Consider the following 17970-nt stretch of genomic DNA (forward strand, 5'->3'; position numbering starts at 1 on the left):
TCAAAGCTCCTGGGCGAAGTGGACGGAAAGACGGCGGAAGACTGCCTGGCCGGTAAAAAGCACTGCGAAGGAAATGAGGAACGCTAAGGGCAACCACAACGTCAGCAGATCCGGAGGCAATGGCGCCATCCCGATCTGGTCCTGCTTCAATGTGGGGAACCAGAAGGCCCAATGGAAGATTTCAACAGCTACGGTCATGGGGTTCAGCTGATAAAGCCAGTACCAGGAGCCCAGGACGTTCTGGACCATAGTCCAGACGTAGAGCACGGGCGAGGCCCAGGTGACCACCATGAGGATCATGTCAACGATGTTCTCTGAGTCACGGAAGTAGACGTTGGCCGCACTGAACAGCAGGCCAAGCCCCGTGGCCAGGATGGCGACGAGGACAAACGCCGCAATAGCGGCGAGCACTTGCCAAAACGACGGAGTCCAGCCTGCTACCAGACAAGCCCCGATGAGAACGGCGAGCTGCGGCAGGAAATGCGCGGCGGAAACCCACACAGTGGACACCGGGAAGAGTTCCCGTGGAAGGTAGATCTTCCTGATCAGGTCACGGTTGTCGACTATCGATCGGGTGGCATTGCCCAGGGATTCTGTGAAGAAGTTCACCAGCACAATGCCTGCAAACAGATAGATGGCGTAGTTGGGCGTTCCACGTTGCAGGTTGAGGAAGATTCCCAAGGCAATAAAGTAGATCAGGAACTGCATCAGTGGTTTCACATATGACCACAGCAGTCCCAGGACTGACCCCCTGTACCGGACTTTGATCTCTTTCCGGACCAGGAGCTTCAGCAGGAAACGATGGTCATAAACATCAAGCAGGCCACGTCCGATGCCCGGCCGGGTCATTCCGTCAATACTGGCCGCCATTTACTTCGTATCCTCTGAAGCTGCGTCGAAAGTCTTTTTCCACGATTCCATGGAACTGACTTCAGCGACCGCTTCACGGTATTGCGCTGCCAACCGGTCCCACTGCCGGAACAGCCGCAGGTGAAGACGGGTGGCCTCGTTCAACATGGCCTTCAGCTTTTTGGGATCACGCTGGTACCAGGAAGCCCCCGTACCCTCCGCGTTGGACACCACAACGCTGTCGTAATGGGCAACCCGGAACCACCGGTTATCCCGATGGGCAAGGTAGCCCTGCGGCCGCTCGGCACTTTCCGGCCCCGGTGCCTTGATCAGTTGCTTGGCCACAGTCTTAATGCCCCAAGGAATCAGTTCCTTCTTGCTGGGCATCCCAACCACCGTGCCGCCCATCGGCCCACGGCCAAGCTTTGGAGCTGGAAACTCGTCCACATCGTCCTTCAGCTGGGCATCCGGGTAGGAGGCTTTCAAGGCATTTATCTCAGGCAGCTTGGTGCCGAGCACCTTGTGGAGTTCGCCTGGTCCCTTGAAGAGGTCCTTCAGGGCCTCGATCCGGCCATGCTCGGTGAAGTACTGCATCGATACCAGGTGTTTGACATCCGATTGCACTGATTCCCGAAGAACCCGTCCGCCCTTGGGATAGGGGCTGTGCAGAAGGGTGGTGATCAACCGGTTCCGTTCGTGGAAGTAGGCCTGCCAGCCCACGAGGTCATCTTTGTCGATCCACGAAACGTGCCAGACAGCTGCTCCCGGAAGGGAGACAGTGGCGAAACCGGCTTCCCTGGCGCGGAGTCCATACTCGGCGTCGTCCCACTTGATGAACAGAGGAAGGGACAGCCCGATCTCCCTGATGATCTCGGTGGGGATAAGGCACATCCACCAGCCGTTGTAGTCCACATCGACGCGTCGGTGCAGCCAGGCGGTCTGCCGGAGGTTGGCAATGCCGAAGTCATGGCGCACATCCATGTCCGCATGGGGCAGTGCAGGAACGAACCTGTACGGATCAACAACCTCGCCGAAAGTGTGGAGGATGGTGCGGTTGTAAAGGTCGAACATATGTCCGCCCACAATGGTGGGCTTGCGGCAGTGGTCGGCGAAGTTGAGCAGCCTGACGATGCTTTCCGGTTCCACGACAATGTCATCATCCAACAGCAGGACGTAGTCGCTGCCGTTTTCCACGGCCTCATACATGCCTCGTGCGAAGCCGCCCGATCCGCCGAGGTTTGCCTGGTTGATGATCCGCAGCTTGCCACCAAGAGCAGCAGCGACCTCGGCAAAACCGTCCTGGTCCTGGACTTTCCGGGTGCCTTGGTCAACGATGAGGATTTCCTTGACGTTTTCAAGGACGTCGAGGTTTTCAGCCAGCAGCCTCGCATTGTTCAGGCAGAAATCGGGCTTGTTCATGGTGGTGATCTGAAGGGTCACCTTGCCGTGCGGGCGGCTTGCGCCGGGAACCAGCCATTCAGCCTTCTCCAGTACGAGTTCTTCCGAACTTGCCGCCAGATCAAACCAGTACCAGCCGCCGTCGCCGAACGGCTGGAGGGTCAATTCGAATTCCGACGCAGCAGTGCCATCGACATGGACGCCGTCCACCCGTTGGAGAGAGCCCCGGGCATTGGATTTGTAGACAGTTACGCTGCCGGTCCCCCGGGTCTTTACGGACAGGCGCACATTACGGACGGATGTCCAGCGGCGCCAGTAGCTTGCCGGGAAGGCGTTGAAGTACGTACCGAAGGAGACCTGTTCGCCGGAACGGACCCGCATGGACTGCCGCGTCAGCAGATCTTCAAAGTGCGCTTCCCGGCCGCCGGAACTGAACATCTGCAGCTTCTCTTCGGGAAGTTTGGGCGTGCGCGCCAACTCGTCATTCTCGCGCAACCGGATACCTGTGGCGGTACCGGCATCCACGTACAGCGGTACGGTGTCCGGCTGATCCGGTGACGGCAGGATGACACGCTGGATGGTTTGCCAGTCATTGGTGATGGATTCAGTGCTCATGCGTCCACTCCTCCACTTTCGAGCTGTGCGCCGTTTTCAAAATGCGGCTTGATTTTGTTATCGAACATGGAAAGTGCCGCACCGATGGCCATGTGCATGTCGAGGTACTTGTAGGTACCTAAGCGCCCACCGAACAGGACATCCTTCTCAGCCGCTGCGAGATCGCGGTATTTCAGCAGCTTTTCCCGGTCTTCCTGTGTATTGATCGGGTAATACGGCTCGTCTCCTTCTTGGGCGAAGCGGGAGAATTCGCGCATGATGACTGTTTTCTCGTTCTGGTAGCCGCGCTCCGGATGGAAATGGCGCGGCTCGATGATGCGCGTGTAAGGGACGTCGGCGTCGTTGTAATTCATAACGGGCGTACCCTGGAAGTCGCCGACGTCGAGGACCTCTTCTTCGAAGTCGATGGTCCGCCACGAGAGGTCGCCCTCGGCAAAGTCGAAGTAGCGGTCAACAGGGCCTGTGTAAATGACAGGGACGTTGCCCACAACTTTGTCCTTGCTGTACTCATGCGAGTCGTCAAAGAAATCAGTATTGAGCCGGACTTCGATGTTGGGGTGCTCCGCCATCTTTTCGATCCACGCTGTGTACCCGTTCGTGGGCAGGCCTTCGTATTTGTCGTTGAAGTAGCGGTTGTCGTAGTTGTACCGGACAGGGAGCCTGGAGATGATGCCGGCGGGCAGGTTCTTCGGATCCGTCTGCCACTGCTTGCCGGTGTAGTGCTTGATGAATGCCTCGTAGAGCGGACGGCCGATCAGCTGGATACCTTTGTCATTGAGGTTGTGCGGGTTGGTGCCCGCAAGCTCGCCAGCCTGTTCCTGAATGAGGTCCTTTGCCTGCCCGGGAGTCATATTGGCCCGGAAGAACTGGTTAATCGTTGCAAGGTTGATCGGCAGCGAGTACACCTCGCCTTTATGCACACCGTAGACCTTGTGGACGTAATTGGTGAACGTGGTGAACCGGTTGACATACTCCCAGACGCGCTCGTTCGAGGTGTGGAACAGATGGGCGCCATAACGGTGCACTTCAATACCCGTCAGCTCATCTGTCTCGCTGTAGGCGTTTCCGCCGATGTGGTGGCGGCGGTCAAGGACAACAACCTTCAAGCCGAGTTGCGTAGCGGCCTGTTCTGCGATTGTCAGGCCGAAAAAGCCGGATCCTACGATGACGAGGTCAGCAGTCACAAATTCTCCTGGTTCAAAAACGGGCAGCGCAATGTTGTGCAAGGTCTGCTGCTCTAGCGTACCCGAGTGGCGTTCTCTCTCCGTGATCAAGCAGCAGCGCGCACTTGGCCGCAGTTATCCACATAGGCCGACGGCGGCGCTCCTGTGGGGCGGGAATCCCGTTAGCGTTGGCCCCATCTGAATCTTCAACGAGCGGATCATCATGCTGCTGCACTGCACCCTCGTCCGGGGCCCCCAGGCTGACGGCGACCGCATCCCGCTTGAGCTGTCCCTGGACCTTCCAAAGAACGCCTCGGGGCAGGACATCGAGGCTGCCATCTCCGAACGCTTCGGCACCGCGGGCCTGTTGTTTGCTGGAGCGCCGCTGGCGGCCATCAGTGAAGTGGCGGGGACGCTGCCACAGGGCGCCGTGCTGATCGAAGCTTCGGCCGCCTCCCGTCGGGAAGGCAACGTACGACGGCGGCAGGCCACCGACCAGCCGTTGCTCTCCCTGGTGATTCATACCGGTGCCGGCGCCGGGACGGTCGTTCCCCTCAAGCGTGGAAGCTACGGGATCGGAAGGAACGCAGGGGACATTGTTGTTCCCGACCCCCAGATGTCCCGCGAACACGCCCGCCTTAACGTGACAGATACTTCCGTGTCCATCACAGATCTGGAAAGTGCCAACGGAACGCTGATCGACGGAACACCCAAGAGGGCGGCCGTTATATCCACCGACTCCGTGGTCCGCTGTGGTGATTCCTTCATGACCATTTCATCCGGAACACCCACGATGCCGCGACATCACCTTGATGAGGCGGGTGCGTCAGTGGCGGAACCCATTATGGTGCCGGCCCCGCAGCCACAAGCCAATCGATCCGCATTGCTGATCGCCGCACTGGCTCCACTGCTCATCGGCGTGGGCCTGGCCGTGATGACGGGAATGTGGATGTTCCTTGCCTTCTCCGCAATGTCCGGGGTGGCAGTCCTGATTCCGGTTTTCTCGGGCCGGCGCCAGCGCAAGGACTTCCGGGATGCCCTTTCAAGGGCGTCCCGCCAGGACAAGGACAGACGACGGCGGGCAGCACCTTCAGTCGCGGACATCCTGTTCGCTGACACCACAGGGGCGATGGAGCGGCCCTGGCATCCGGCCGACTGTCATGGCACATGGCTGCGCATCGGCCTGGCCGAACAGCCGGCCAACATTGCCCTGGGGCCCTCCGGCACAGCGGACCCACCGCTGCCTGCGGCCTTGCTTCCCCTGACGGTGGATCCTGCGGCGCCGCTGGTATCCGTCCGCGGCCCCCATCCGCTTCGGAAGGCCTTCGTTCACTCCCTGCTTCTGCAACTCACCCACACCCCCAGGGCAGCCTGCACCCGGGTCGTACTCCACGGCAGCGCGGAGAGCCTGCCCCTTGCAGCCCGGTTCCTGCCCCATATGCAGCTCTCCACGAATCATGCGCGGACCCGGCAACTCCTCAGCAGTCCGAAGACCTGCCACGGGGTTCTGCTGCTGACCGATCCGTCAGATTCGGAGGCCATGCTGGATGTCGCGGCGTCCTGTTCCTGGCAAGTGTTCCAGTTCCTGCCCGCAGGCTCGGAGCCTGCGGCGGTTGATATCGAACTCAGCGAACATGGTTCCGTCTTCAGCAAAGACGGCGGGCGCCTCAACATGATCCCTGATCTCGTGGCCCATGCAGTGTTCGATCGCGCCACCCGGGCAAGGAACTGCGCGCTTGAAGCCGAAGAGCAACGCCCAGGTATTCCCGGAACCTGTTCACTTCCGGATCTCCTGCCGGCCACTACTTTAGCCATTGGCGGGCGCTGGGCTGAGGGCAGGACCGCACCAGGCCTGAAGGCGCCCGTAGGAGTATCCGCCGATGGAACCCGGTTTATGGATCTCGAGTCGGACGGGCCCCACGTACTCGTTGCGGGAACAACTGGTTCGGGTAAGTCGGAACTGCTGCGCAGCTTCACCGCAGGGTTGGCGCTGTCCTATCCCCCGGACAGGGTCAACTTCCTCTTCATAGACTTCAAGGGCGGATCAGGGCTCGCCCCGCTGGCTGCTCTTCCCCACTGCGTCGGGCTCCTCACCGATCTCTCCCCCGATGAACTCGAAAGGTTCCTGGCGTCGCTGCGTTCGGAGATCAGACGCCGGGAACGCCTCCTTGCCGCGTCAGACACACCGGACCTTGCCGCGTACAGGCAATCGGCCTTTTCCCGGACCGAGCCGGTACCGCAACTCGTGCTGGTCATCGATGAATTCCGGATGCTCGTCGAGGACGCATCAAACGCTTTGGCGGAACTCATGAGGATCGCCACCATCGGACGCTCCCTGGGGCTGCACCTGATCATGGCCACGCAACGGCCCCAAGGCGCCATTACCGCCGACATCCGGGCCAATGTGACTACCAGCATCGCCCTCCGGGTCCAGTCCGAGATGGAGTCCCTCGACGTCATCAACGGTAAGGAGGCGGCCTGCATCGGGGTGGCAACGCCCGGCCGGGCTTACATGGCGCGAGGCACAGAACCCCCTTCTGAGTTCCAGGCTGCTTCGCTTGCCGCCGGGCCCCGCCAAGAGGGAAGCCGCATTTCGGTGTTGACTGCCAAGGAGGCAACCTCCGTCAGCGACCGTGAATCCCACCTCCTGACGGCTGCGGCCGACATTACCCCGGCAGCAGCCGCCGCACCCCTGATCAGGATGCTCTCCCAACTTTGGGCCGACAACAACGGCGCGCCACCTCGGCGCCCCGTTGCCCCGAGCCTTCCGGCGGAACTGGTGTATCCGGACGCGCCCGGTCCGGCTGGCAGTACTGATCCCGATACTTTCCTGGTGACACTGGGCATCCTCGACAAGCCCGATGAACAGCGGCTGGCGGAAATGACGTGGGAGCCCGGTACCCAGGGGCACCTTGCCGTCGTTGGGAGCCCCGCAGCCGGCGGCCCGTCCGCCCTGCTCGTGATTACAGTGGGACAACTGCTCCGGCAGCGTACCGACGCCCATCTGTACCTGTTGGACGGACTGGGCACCTTGGAACCTTTTGCTGCCACCGGTCGTATCGGGGCCATTGCAGGGGTGCACGAGCTGAGGCGCGGTGTCCGGATCATTGAAAGAATCCACCAGGAGATGACAGAGCGGCTCTCCCGCCCAGCCGGTGAGCGTGGCACTCGTGTTGTCCTGGTGCTGGCCGGGTGGGGAGCCTGGGTGTCAGCCATGCGTTCCGGACCCCTGATGTGGGCCGAGGACCTGGTCCAGGACATAGTGCGGGACGGCACGAATGCGAATATCAGCGTGATCGTCTCCGGGGAACGGGAGCTGGTCACCTCAAGGTTCTTCGCTGCCCTGCCCAACCGGATCTATTGCCCCACCGGTTCCACCGAGGAGAGCCGTCTTGCCTGGCCCGTGATGCCCAAGACGGCTCCGCTCCCCGGCAGGGCCGTGGCATTCGGCCCTGTGGCGCTGGGCGGACCTGCTGTCTGCCAGCTCTATACGTCAGGTTCCGCGGTTCGGGACCGACTGCACGATTTGATACAGCCCGTTTCCCCGCCGTTCCGGGTCGATCCGCTGCCCGCTGTGCTTGGCTGGGAGTTCATCGACAGCCTCGCTCCTGGAACAACCCCCAGGAGTGCCAACGGACCCGACGGACGGCGCACGGCAGACGGCACACGGCCGCGGGCCTCCGTCCTGAGGCGTCAAAGCCTGCTCCTCGGCGTGGGAGGAGACGACTTGAAGCCTGTGTCCTTACGGTTCGCGGCAGGCAGTGTGCTGGCTGTACTGGGAAGGCCAGGATCGGGCCGGAGCAGCGTGCTCCGATCGCTGCCACTGCTGAATCCTATGCCGCTGGGCTGGCTCGCCCCGGGTCCGGACGACGACCCGGCTGCCTACTGGGAAGCCATTCACGCATCTGTTGCGGCAGGGGCCCTGGCACCCGGATCAGTCTGTCTCGTCGACGACGCTGATCGACTGCCGGCCGCCATCAATCAAATGCTGGTGGACATCAATTCCCGCGGGTTATCAGTCGTCGTAACCGCGGCATATGGTTCAGCGCTTATGCACCGCGTTCCAGTGGCCAGCACAGCGCGAAACTGCGGCGCCGGGCTGTTGCTCGCGCCGCGCAGCCTGATGGACGGGGAGATGTTCGCTACACGTTTCGACCTGGAGGCCGCCCCGCCCCCGGGGCGTGCTGTCCTGGTTACCGATGGCGCAGCCATGGCGTTGCAACTGCCCTTCCTCCCTGAGCAGGAAGAACCGGTAAGCGCTGCGGCCGCCTGATCACGCCGCAGCGGACATCGTTACCGCGGCAATGGAGATTTCTCCTGCCCCGCAGGCCGGCCCTACAACGTGGGCTGGTCCTACAACGTGGGCTGCGCTCCACCCACCCGGGAGGCGAAAGCAATGACCCGCGGCGTAAAGAGCAGAACGATGGCTACGCCAGCCGGCAGCACCATTGCAAGTCCAGCTGCGACCAATCCGGCGCTGATGGTCGGGATTCCTATGGTGAGCACAAAAAGCTGGGCCACCAGGGCGGCCGCCCTCGTCCATCGGTACCCGCGGAAAAGGAAATGCCCTACAGCAAACAGCCAGGCAGAGAAAGCCAAGAGCAGCACCAGGGTGAACACGGCTCCCCAAAATGAAAGAACCGGCGCTCCGCTGACGAGCTGCAGACCGTACCAGCCGGCAGCCAGAAGCAGGGTCACAGCTTCAGCTGCAACAATCAGGGCCAGGACGGTAGCGGTACGCGGCCGGACGGCGGTGTCTGCGGCTGTCTCCGAGGGTGATGGACCAGAGGAACCGGGAGGCGGGAAAGCCGAGGGCTCCTCCGGCGTTCCGGAGGGGAAATCTGAGGGGGAATCGGGCCTCTTTGGGGGTCTTGACACACTGGCACACTACCGGACATAGTCAGATTGCGGCGATGCAGCGCGCGTCACATGTGACGCATCGCTCACCACGGATTTGGCATTCTGGCAGGATTACCCCTTGTTTACACAGCGTTAACATGAAACGCTTAATTCAGATGACCCAAGGGGCCCGGCTGGGCCCCTTATCCTTTGTTGCTGTTAGTGAATAATTTCACAAACAGCACTTCCCAGAAATGGAGCAACTGATCAGATGGATTGGCGTAACCGCGCGGCGTGCCTTGACAAGGATCCCGAACTTTTCTTTCCTGTAGGAAACACCGGACCGGCACTCCTGCAGATCGAAGAAGCCAAGAGCGTCTGCCGTCGCTGCCCTGTTGTGGACACCTGCCTGCAGTGGGCTCTTGAGTCCGGCCAGGATGCCGGTGTCTGGGGCGGCATGAGCGAGGACGAGCGTCGTGCCCTTAAGCGCCGCGCTGCACGTGCCCGCAGGGCTTCCTGACGCTTTCGTAGATTTAGGGAAAGGGCCCGGCGTGATCTGAATCGCGCCGGGCCCTTATCTGTCCGCCAGCCGGGCAGCCGGACAATAGCTGCAACAGCTCAAACGGCAGTACTACCTCGGTTCAAGGCTCAGCGTGATCTCCACAGCCGTCCCGCCGCCGTCGCGCGGGCGCCACTGAATGGATCCGCCAAGTTCACTGGTCACCAAAGTCCGCACGATCTGCAGTCCCAGGCCCTCGCTGTGCGGAGTATCCGGCAGCCCCACGCCGTCATCTGCCACCGTTACTGTCAGCATCTCCTCACCGTCCTCGTCCTCAAACCGGTCAGCGAGAAGCCAGACGGTTCCTGCGCGTCCTTCAAGTCCGTGTTCGACGGCGTTGGTCACCAGTTCGTTGATCACCAGCGCGAGCGGGGTGGCAAAATCACTGGGTAGCTCACCGAACAACCCGGACCGTTCAGTCCTGACCTGCTGGGACGGCGATGCGACCTCTGCCGACAGGCGGAACTGGCGCCCGATCAGCTCGTCGAAGTCCACGCTCTGCGTCAGACCCTGCGACAGTGTTTCGTGGACGAGGGCTATAGTGGCCACTCGCCGCATGGCCTGCTCGAGGCCCTGCTTGGCCTCATCGCTGACCATCCGCCGGGACTGCATGCGCAGCAGCGCAGCAACTGTCTGCAGGTTGTTCTTGACCCGGTGGTGGATCTCCCGGATAGTGGCGTCCTTTGTCACGAGTTCCATCTCACGACGGCGGAGCTCGGAGACGTCACGACACAGCACCAGTGCGCCGAACCGCTGCTGTTCGTCCCGAAGCGGAATGGCACGCAGCGACAGGCTCACGCCCTTTGACTCGATTTCGCTGCGCCATGGCATTCGGCCCGTCACCACCAAGGGCAGCGTTTCGTCGACCATACGACGATCCTTAAGCAGGCCGGCCGTGACCTCCGCCAGGGAACGTCCTTCCAGTGATTCACCGTCACCGAGCCTGCGGAATGCAGACACGCCGTTAGGGCTGGCGTACTGGACAATCCCGTCGGCATCGAGACGGATCAGCCCGTCACCCACACGCGGTGCACCGCGGCGCGAGCCCGTAGGTGATGCAAAATCCGGCCACAGCCCCAATGTGCCCATCCGAAGCAGATCGTGGGCACATTGACGGTAGGTCAGTTCAAGGCGTGAGGGCATGCGCGAGCTGGACAGGTCCATATGAGTAGTGACTACCGCCAGGGTCCTGCCATTGCGTACCATCGGCACGGCCTCAACACGCAAGGCCATCTCGCTGCTCCAGTTGGTTTCGCTGGACCGTTCAATGGACTTGCTTTCCCAGGCCTTATCCACCAGGGGCTTAAGGTCCGAGCGGATCCCTTCACCCACGAAGTCGCCGTGGAAAGCAGTGTGCGTGGTCGAAGGCCGCACATGGGCCAGGGCGATGTAGCCCAGTTCCGGATGGGGAAACCACAGTGCCAGGTCGGCGAACGCCAGGTCTGCCACCATCTGCCAGTCCCCCACCAGGAGGTGCAGCCATTCTGCGTCCCCGGGGCCGAAATCGGCGTGCTCCCTGATGGGGTCCGTAAAGATTGCCACTGCACCTCCAAAGCGACGGTCGCGTGTGCTACCGCCGGACGATTGACCTCAAGAGCCTCAATGCTACCGACAGTGACGCCATATCATCTGATTCAAGCGCGTTGACCTCGTCAAACATGGTCTTCGCCCGGCCCAGTTGTTCGGCGTTGAGGAGCTCCCACGATTTCAGCCGGGATGCCGCGTCGGTTTCGGAATCGGTGGAGTCCAACACCGCCGTCGTCATATCCGTAACGGTTGAGTAGAGATCGTCCCGCAGGGCCGCGCGTGCCAGCGCTTCCCAACGGTCCCTCCGGGGCAGCGAGCTGATCCGCTCCAGCAGGGCGTCTGCGTGGAACCTGTTGAACACCGTGAAATACACCGACGTGATCTCACCCAGCGGCTCACTGCGTGTGTGCGCGATCTTTGCGATGTCCAGCAGCACGAAGCTCTCGAACAGTTCAGCCCAACGTTGTGCCAGCTCCGCCGGGAGGTTCCAGTCCCTGCCGGTTTCCAGCCAGGACAACACCCTGTCCCGGTCATCGCCTTGAAGGTAGTCCAGCAATTTGGAGCGCAGTGGATCGGTTACCGGCTTGAACTCGTCAACGATCCCGGAAACCGGCTTGGAGGTGCCGCCCTCCGAGATGAGCCAACGGACGGCGCGGTCCAGCAGCCGCCTGATGTCCAGATGTACGGTGCTCCAGTGTTCCGTGGGGAAGGACGCCGGAAGGCTGTTGAGCTGTTCCGTCATGGAATCGAGTTCGAAGATTTCACGCAGGGCAACAAAGGCTTTGGCAACCGCCACTTCGGTTGCGGATGTTTCCTCCATGGCCCGGAAGACAAACGTGATGCCGCCCATGTTGATCATGTCGTTGGCAACCACCGTCGCGATGATTTCCCGGCGCAACGGGTGGGAGTCCAGTTCGGCGTCGAACCGTTCCTGCAGCTGGCGTGGGAAGTACTTTCGCAAGGTCCCACGGAACCACGGATCGTCCGCCAATTTGCTGTCCCGCAGCGCCGTGGCCAGCTCGATTTTGGCGTAGGCGGCCAGTACGGAAAGCTCCGGCGACGTCAGGCCCTGCCCCTGTTCCAGCCGTGCCCGGAGGGTGGCCGTGGTGGGCAGCGCCTCCAGGTCGCGTTTGAGGTCCGCACGGGTTTCCAGCCAATCCATCAGGCGTTCATAGCTGGGACTCCACTCCGCCACCCGCATGCGGTCATTGAGCAGCAGGATGTTCTGGTCAACATTGTCCTGGAGCACCAGCCGGCCCACTTCATCCGTCATGGACGACAGGAACCCGGCCCGTTCCCCGCTGGAAAGCTTGCCGCCGGCCACCATCCGGTCAACGAAGATCTTGATGTTGACCTCGTGGTCTGAGCAGTCCACGCCTGCTGAGTTGTCGATGGCGTCGGTGTTAAGGATGACGCCCTGCAGCGCCGCCTCGATGCGGCCGAGCTGGGTCATGCCGAGGTTTCCGCCTTCGCCAACGACCTTCACGCGCAGGTCCTTGCCGTCGACACGGATGGCATCATTCGCCTTGTCCCCCACCGAGGCGTTGGTCTCCGTGCTTGCCTTGACGTAAGTGCCAATGCCGCCGTTGTAGAGAAGGTCAGCGGGCGCCAGCAGGATGGCCCGCAAGAGTTCCGGCGGGCTCAGCTGCACTGTTCCTTCCGGAAGGCCCAGTGCCGTACGGACCGGTTCGCTGATCGGGATGGACTTGGCCTGCCGCGGGTACACCCCGCCGCCTTCGCTGATCAGGGATTTGTCATAGTCGTCCCAGGATGACCGGGGCAGGTCAAACAGCCTGCGCCGCTCGGCGAAAGAGGCAGCCTCGTCAGGATTGGGATCAAGGAATATGTGCCGGTGATCGAAGGCTGCCAGCAGCCTGATGTGTTCGGAGAGCAGCATGCCGTTACCGAAGACGTCGCCGGACATGTCCCCCACGCCCACCACCGTGAACGGTTCGGACTGTGTGTCCAGATCCAGCTCGCTGAAGTGGCGCTTTACGGATTCCCAGGCTCCGCGTGCGGTAATTCCCATGGCTTTGTGGTCGTAACCCACGGAGCCGCCAGAGGCGAAGGCGTCACCCAGCCAGAAACCGTACTCGGCAGCGAGTCCGTTCGCGATGTCCGAGAACGTCGCGGTTCCCTTGTCGGCTGCAACCACCAGGTAGGAGTCGTCGCCGTCATGCCGTACAACCGACGACGGCGGCACAAGCTGTTCGCCGTCTGTCCCTGTAACCAGGTTGTCGGTGAGGTCAAGGAGGCCCCTGATGAAGGTCTTGTAGCTCTCGACGCCTTCGGCCATCCATGCGGCGCGATCCACGGCCGGATCGGGCAGCCGCTTGGCAAAGAACCCGCCCTTCGCCCCGGTGGGTACGATCACTGCGTTCTTCACGGTTTGGGCCTTCACCAGGCCAAGGATTTCCGTCCGGAAGTCCTCGCGGCGGTCGGACCAGCGCAGGCCGCCACGCGCCACCTTGCCGAAGCGCAGGTGCACGCCCTCGACGCGCGGTGAATATACCCAGATCTCGAACATGGGCCGCGGGAACGGCAGGCCTTCGATCTTTTCCGGATCAAGTTTGAAGCTCAGGTAACCCTTGTCCTGGTAGAAATTGGTACGCAGCGTCGACTCGATCAGGTTCAGGAACGTCCGCAGTACCCGGTCCGCGTCGAGCGTGGCGACTTCCTCGATGGCTTCGTTCAACTCAGAACGGACAGCCTCCTGCCGGGCTCCCCGTTCTGCCTCGCCGCATTCGGGGTCGAAGCGGGCAGCGAACAGGGCGCTGAGCCCCTGGGTCACCTTGGGGTTGGCCAGCAGCGTGTCAGCCATGAATTCGAACGAGTTGGTGTTTCCCATTTGGCGCATGTACTTGGCGTAGGCCCGCAACACAGTAATTCCCCGCCAGGACATTCCTTCGCGCAGCACCAGCCTGTCGAAGCTGTCCGATTCCAGTTCACCGGTTACTGCCGCGGCGAAGAAATCGGCCAGCAGCTGACCGGTTTCCATGGGATCCACACCCGCCGGGTATTTCAGGCCAAGGTCGTAGAGGAAAAAGTCGCGGTGGTCCGCGGTCTCGATCTCGAAGGGCCGCTCATCCAGTACCTCCAGTCCGAGGTGGTGGAAGAAGGGCAGGATCCTGCTGAGGCTGCGGGGCTCCAGCATGTAGAGCTTGACCCTGGCGTCCTCCTCCAGCGACTCACCGACGCCGGCCGGCTGGTAGACGTGGACGCCTGGCTTCTCGGTGACCGGCCCGCCCTCCGCTTCCGCCCGCGCGCCGTACCGCTCGAAACGTTCGATGTCCTCGAGCGCGTCCTCTACTTCGTAGTCGACGCGGTAGCCTGCGGGAAACGCTTCTGCCCACAGGGCTGCCAGTTCCTTGCCCCGGTCATCGCCACGGCGGCCGCGGAGTACCTCGGCAATGCCTTCGCTCCATGAACGGGCAGCCCTCACAAGGCGCTTCTCCAGCTCCTCGACGTTGACGTCGGCAACGTCGGCATCCTTGGGAAGCCGGATCCGGAAGAACAAGCGGGCCAGTGCCGACTCCGTCATCCTGGCCTCATAGTCGATGGATTCCGCCTGGAACGTTGCCCGCAGCTCGTCCTCGATCCGGAGACGGACGTTGGTGGTGTAGCGGTCTCGCGGCAGGTACACCAGTGCCGACATAAATCGGCCGTAGATGTCCGGCCGCAGGAACAACCGGGTCCGGCGCCGCTCCTGCAGCCGCTGGATCCCGGCGGCAGTTTCTGCCAACTCGGAAACGTCCATCTGGAACAGTTCATCCCTGGGGTATGTTTCGAGGATCCCCAGGAGATCCTTGCCCGAATGTGAGTCCGGCGGGAATCCCGAACTGTCCAGCACGGCTTTGACCTTTTCGCGGACGATCGGGATTTCCCTGACCGAACCGGCGTAGGCACTTGTTGCAAAGAGCCCGATGAAGCGGCGTTCGCCGTTGACGTTGCCACTGGCGTCGAAGCTCTTGATGCCGATGTAGTCCAGGTAGGCAGACCTGTGCACCGTGGAACGTGAGTTTGCCTTGGTGATGACCAGCGCCCGCTTTTCGCGTGCCTTGCGGCGTCCGGTGTCGGTGAGGTGCTGGATGTGCGGGGTTTCGCTGCGTGAGCGCAGCAGCCCCAGCCCGCTTGCCTCGCGGAGCTCGAGGACATCCTCGCCGTCGACCGTCACCAGGTCATATTCGCGGTAGCCGAGGAAGGTAAAGTTCCCATCATCCAGCCAGCGCAGCAACTCTTCGGCCTGGCGGATTTCCCTGATGTGTTCCGGGTGGGCGACGTTTTCCAGGCTCTCCGCGATTTCGCGGGCCTTGGACCGCATCAAGGGCCAGTCTTCGACGGCGGCCCTGACGTCTGAGAGGACCTTCTCCAGGCCCTGGACGAGTTCCCCGCGGCGCTGGTCAGCCGGTCTGTCGATTTCGACAGCGATCCAGGACTCCATGTGCGAGGCGTTGTCACCCCTGGCGATGAGGTGGGAAAGGTTCGGCATGGTGGCCGTGTCACCGCTGGAGATGCCCAAATGGGCAGGCACCCGGTCAGTGCCGACCAGCTTGCCTGTCTCGCGGTTCCGGCGCACTACGAACAGTGGATGGATCACCAGGTGGATGGCCAGCCCCTGACGGACCAGTTCAGCGTTAACCGAATCCACAAGGAACGGCATGTCGTCGGTGGCCACATAGACAACGCTTCGTTCGTCTTCGTCCACGATCGAAACGATGGCCTGTCCCGGCATCCTGACATCGGCCAGCCGGCGGTGCACATTTGCCCGCTCTTCCAGGAGGCCCGGTGGGTAGTCGGTGGCATCTTCAGCCGGCAGGTGCTGGTAATAGTCCGCCAGGAAGCCCCCTTCGGAACTGTCCAAGACCGGGTGATCCGCAACGTTGGATCCAGACGACATCGACAAACGCCTCCAAAAGCTCTTTTGGTGCTGCCCCTTTGCAGCTCTTGAGCCGAGCCTATTCCTTTGCCCGCCGCCTCGCTGTGGATAGTGGTACAGAGGATCTGCGACTTTGCTGTTTAGGTGCACAAACCAGCTGGGCGATCGAATGCCGGAGTGGAGCGTCGGGGGTGGCTTCGAGCAGGAGGGAGCCACCCAACAACGCAGAGTCAGCGGCCGAGGGGTCCCACGGGAGATACGCGCCAATGGCCGACGCCGGCCCGTACCGTTCCCAGGCATCGCGCAACTGCCGCTCCGGGTCGCGGCCGACGGCGCCGGACCGGACCTTGTTGAAAATGACGCGTGGCGAGGCACCCGGCACCGCCTGTTCAAGTTCAGCCAATCCCCTGACCAGCCGCGGGACGCCCACGGGATCCGCCGAACCCACGGCATAGATCGTGTCAGCCAGTTCGAGGCAACGCAGCGTGGCGCCGTTCCTGCGCGGCGCCATGGTGTCGAAACTCAGCTCTTCATCGCTTTCCAGGCAGAACCCGACATCCACCACTACTACGTCTGCCAGTTCCTTGGCCCTTTCCAGCACAATCCCCAGGGCTGCCGGCCGCAGCTCCGTCCAGCGGTCCGCCCGCGTGACGCCGGTAAGGACCCGGAACGTCCCGGACCGGGTGGCCACCGGTACGGCAATCCTGTCCATGGTTTCCGTGTCCAGGACGCCCTGGTCCGCCAACCGACAGGCCTGGGCAAAGCCCGCTGACTCATCCAGCAGCCCCAGGAGCGCGGCAATGCTGGCGCCGTAGGTGTCCGCGTCAACCAGGATGACGCTCTTGCCGTCTGCTGCCAGCTCCCCCGCAATGTTCGCGGCCACCAAGGTGCGACCGGGGGCGCCGGCCGGGCCCCAAACAGCAATGATGCTTCCCGATCCTTCCCGGGCTTCGGCCGGGTCCGCGGCTCCCGGAACCACTACGGCTGCGGCCGCAGGATCAGACAATCCGCTCACGCCGTCATACCCTCGGCCACGGTGCTGAGTGTGGCGCGCCACGGCTTCGGAGATCTTGCCGGCCAGGACCGAGGGCTCAACGCCGGACAGCGCGGACGCCACTCCCAGCCCGCGAAGTCGTGATGCTTCTTCCGCGTTGTCCGTCAGGGCAATAATGGCGACGCCTACTGCACCAAGGCGGTCCACAAGGGAGGCAGTCAGCTCCTCGCTTCCTTCTGCGACAACCGCTGCCCGGGCGATGCCGCTCTGGCAGGCCGCCATCAACTCAGCCAGTTCCGCGCAGCGGCGGACCACCGTGACCGGCCCGTGCAGACGCTCCAGGCCCCCGACCAGATCTTCACGGGACTGGCCCACTGTCACTACGGGGATGCTCATTTTCCGCCGCCCGGGTTCCAGACCACGGCAATCTTGGCGTTGTTGGCCTGGGCTCCGAGCAACGCCGGCATTTGGGCATCCGAAACCAACACCATCAACTCCGTGGACCTTGATGCTCCCAGCGCAGTGGAGCCCGGTGTTACCCGGGCGATTTCGGCGCCGGGCAGCAGCAGCCTGGGCTCACTGAAGCCGTTCCCGGAATCCGGCAGCGAGACCCAAACGTCTACCCTGGTGCCTGCGACGGCCTGTTGCGGCAGGGCTTCCTGGACGGTCAGTGACACGGGTTTCCGGTCCAAGGCATCCGCCTGACCGAGACTGCCGCGGGGAACCAACTGGTCCTTGCCCACCCTTTGCAGCGCGACAACGTTCTCCGGCAGGCCCGATTCCACGGGGATATAGAGACCCTCAACGTCCCCCAAGCGGACCTTCACCCTGTTGACGTTATCTTCACTGATGGGCTCGCCGACGTCGATGGAATCCTTGGCCGTATAAACCTCAGTGGTGCGATCGGCACTGCCCACGAGCGCCACCACGCCACCTATGGATGCAAGGACCAACAGGAAACCCACCAGGAGGCGCGGGTCCTTCCATGAAGGCTTTTTCAGCCGCCCTGCGCCTGGCGATGCTGCAAGACTCATTCTGGTTCCCCCTGGTTGGCTCCGGCACCGGATGGCGTTGCCGGTCACCATCATTGTTACGGCATCGGCCTTGAACTAAAAAGTCATATCGCTCCTGGAGCGCAAACTGTGGATAA

The 17970-nt window shown here is 62.3% G+C and carries 10 protein-coding genes; 2 read left to right on the forward strand and 8 right to left on the reverse strand.

The annotated features are described in order from the left end of the window. From ACPJW8_RS12545 to glf, 3 genes are read right to left on the reverse strand one after another with little or no spacing between them, the layout of a single operon-like run. On the reverse strand, positions 1-870 hold the full coding sequence (locus ACPJW8_RS12545; protein ID WP_330187663.1) for an ABC transporter permease: 870 nt from the start codon (positions 868-870) through the stop codon (positions 1-3). Then, complete coding sequence (locus ACPJW8_RS12550) at positions 871-2862, reverse strand: glycosyltransferase (protein WP_330187662.1); 1992 nt, start codon at positions 2860-2862, stop codon at positions 871-873. After that, positions 2859-4046 (reverse strand): UDP-galactopyranose mutase, encoded by a 1188-nt coding sequence (gene glf / locus ACPJW8_RS12555; RefSeq protein WP_330187661.1) that lies wholly within the window; start codon positions 4044-4046, stop codon positions 2859-2861. The genes ACPJW8_RS12550 and glf overlap by 4 nt, the downstream gene beginning before the upstream one ends. A 202-nt stretch (positions 4047-4248) precedes the next feature. On the opposite strand from glf, the gene ACPJW8_RS12560 reads away from it, so the two are divergent. Further along, a complete protein-coding gene (locus tag ACPJW8_RS12560) occupies positions 4249-8298 on the forward strand; it encodes an FtsK/SpoIIIE domain-containing protein (RefSeq protein ID WP_330187660.1) in 4050 nt (1349 codons plus the stop codon). A gap of 80 nt (positions 8299-8378) precedes the next feature. Here ACPJW8_RS12560 and ACPJW8_RS12565 read toward each other — a convergent pair whose 3' ends face one another. Then, complete coding sequence (locus ACPJW8_RS12565; protein WP_425256343.1) at positions 8379-8903, reverse strand: hypothetical protein; 525 nt, start codon at positions 8901-8903, stop codon at positions 8379-8381. Between the two features lie 232 nt (positions 8904-9135). Here ACPJW8_RS12565 and ACPJW8_RS12570 point away from each other — a divergent pair, with 232 nt between their 5' ends. Beyond that, positions 9136-9384 carry a WhiB family transcriptional regulator gene (locus tag ACPJW8_RS12570; RefSeq protein WP_003804966.1) on the forward strand — a complete coding sequence of 83 codons (249 nt, stop codon included), beginning with the start codon at positions 9136-9138 and terminating at the stop codon, positions 9382-9384. Positions 9385-9495: 111 nt separating this feature from the next. On the opposite strand, the gene ACPJW8_RS12575 is transcribed toward ACPJW8_RS12570, so the two are convergent. From ACPJW8_RS12575 to ACPJW8_RS12590, 4 genes are read right to left on the reverse strand one after another with little or no spacing between them, the layout of a single operon-like run. After that, complete coding sequence (locus ACPJW8_RS12575; protein ID WP_330187659.1) at positions 9496-10965, reverse strand: PAS domain-containing sensor histidine kinase; 1470 nt, start codon at positions 10963-10965, stop codon at positions 9496-9498. Between the two features lie 28 nt (positions 10966-10993). Continuing rightward, complete coding sequence (locus ACPJW8_RS12580; RefSeq protein ID WP_330187658.1) at positions 10994-15847, reverse strand: NAD-glutamate dehydrogenase; 4854 nt, start codon at positions 15845-15847, stop codon at positions 10994-10996. A gap of 58 nt (positions 15848-15905) precedes the next feature. Continuing rightward, positions 15906-17216: an AAA family ATPase gene (locus ACPJW8_RS12585; RefSeq protein ID WP_330187657.1), complete on the reverse strand. Its 1311-nt coding sequence runs from the start codon at positions 17214-17216 to the stop codon at positions 15906-15908. Further along, complete coding sequence (locus tag ACPJW8_RS12590) at positions 17213-17854, reverse strand: hypothetical protein (RefSeq protein ID WP_330187656.1); 642 nt, start codon at positions 17852-17854, stop codon at positions 17213-17215. Before ACPJW8_RS12590 ends, ACPJW8_RS12585 begins: the two co-directional genes overlap by 4 nt. Between the last annotated feature and the right edge of the window lie 116 nt (positions 17855-17970).

It is taken from the genome of Pseudarthrobacter sp. J47 (genome assembly GCF_049810315.1).
In the GTDB taxonomy this organism is placed as follows: domain Bacteria; phylum Actinomycetota; class Actinomycetes; order Actinomycetales; family Micrococcaceae; genus Arthrobacter.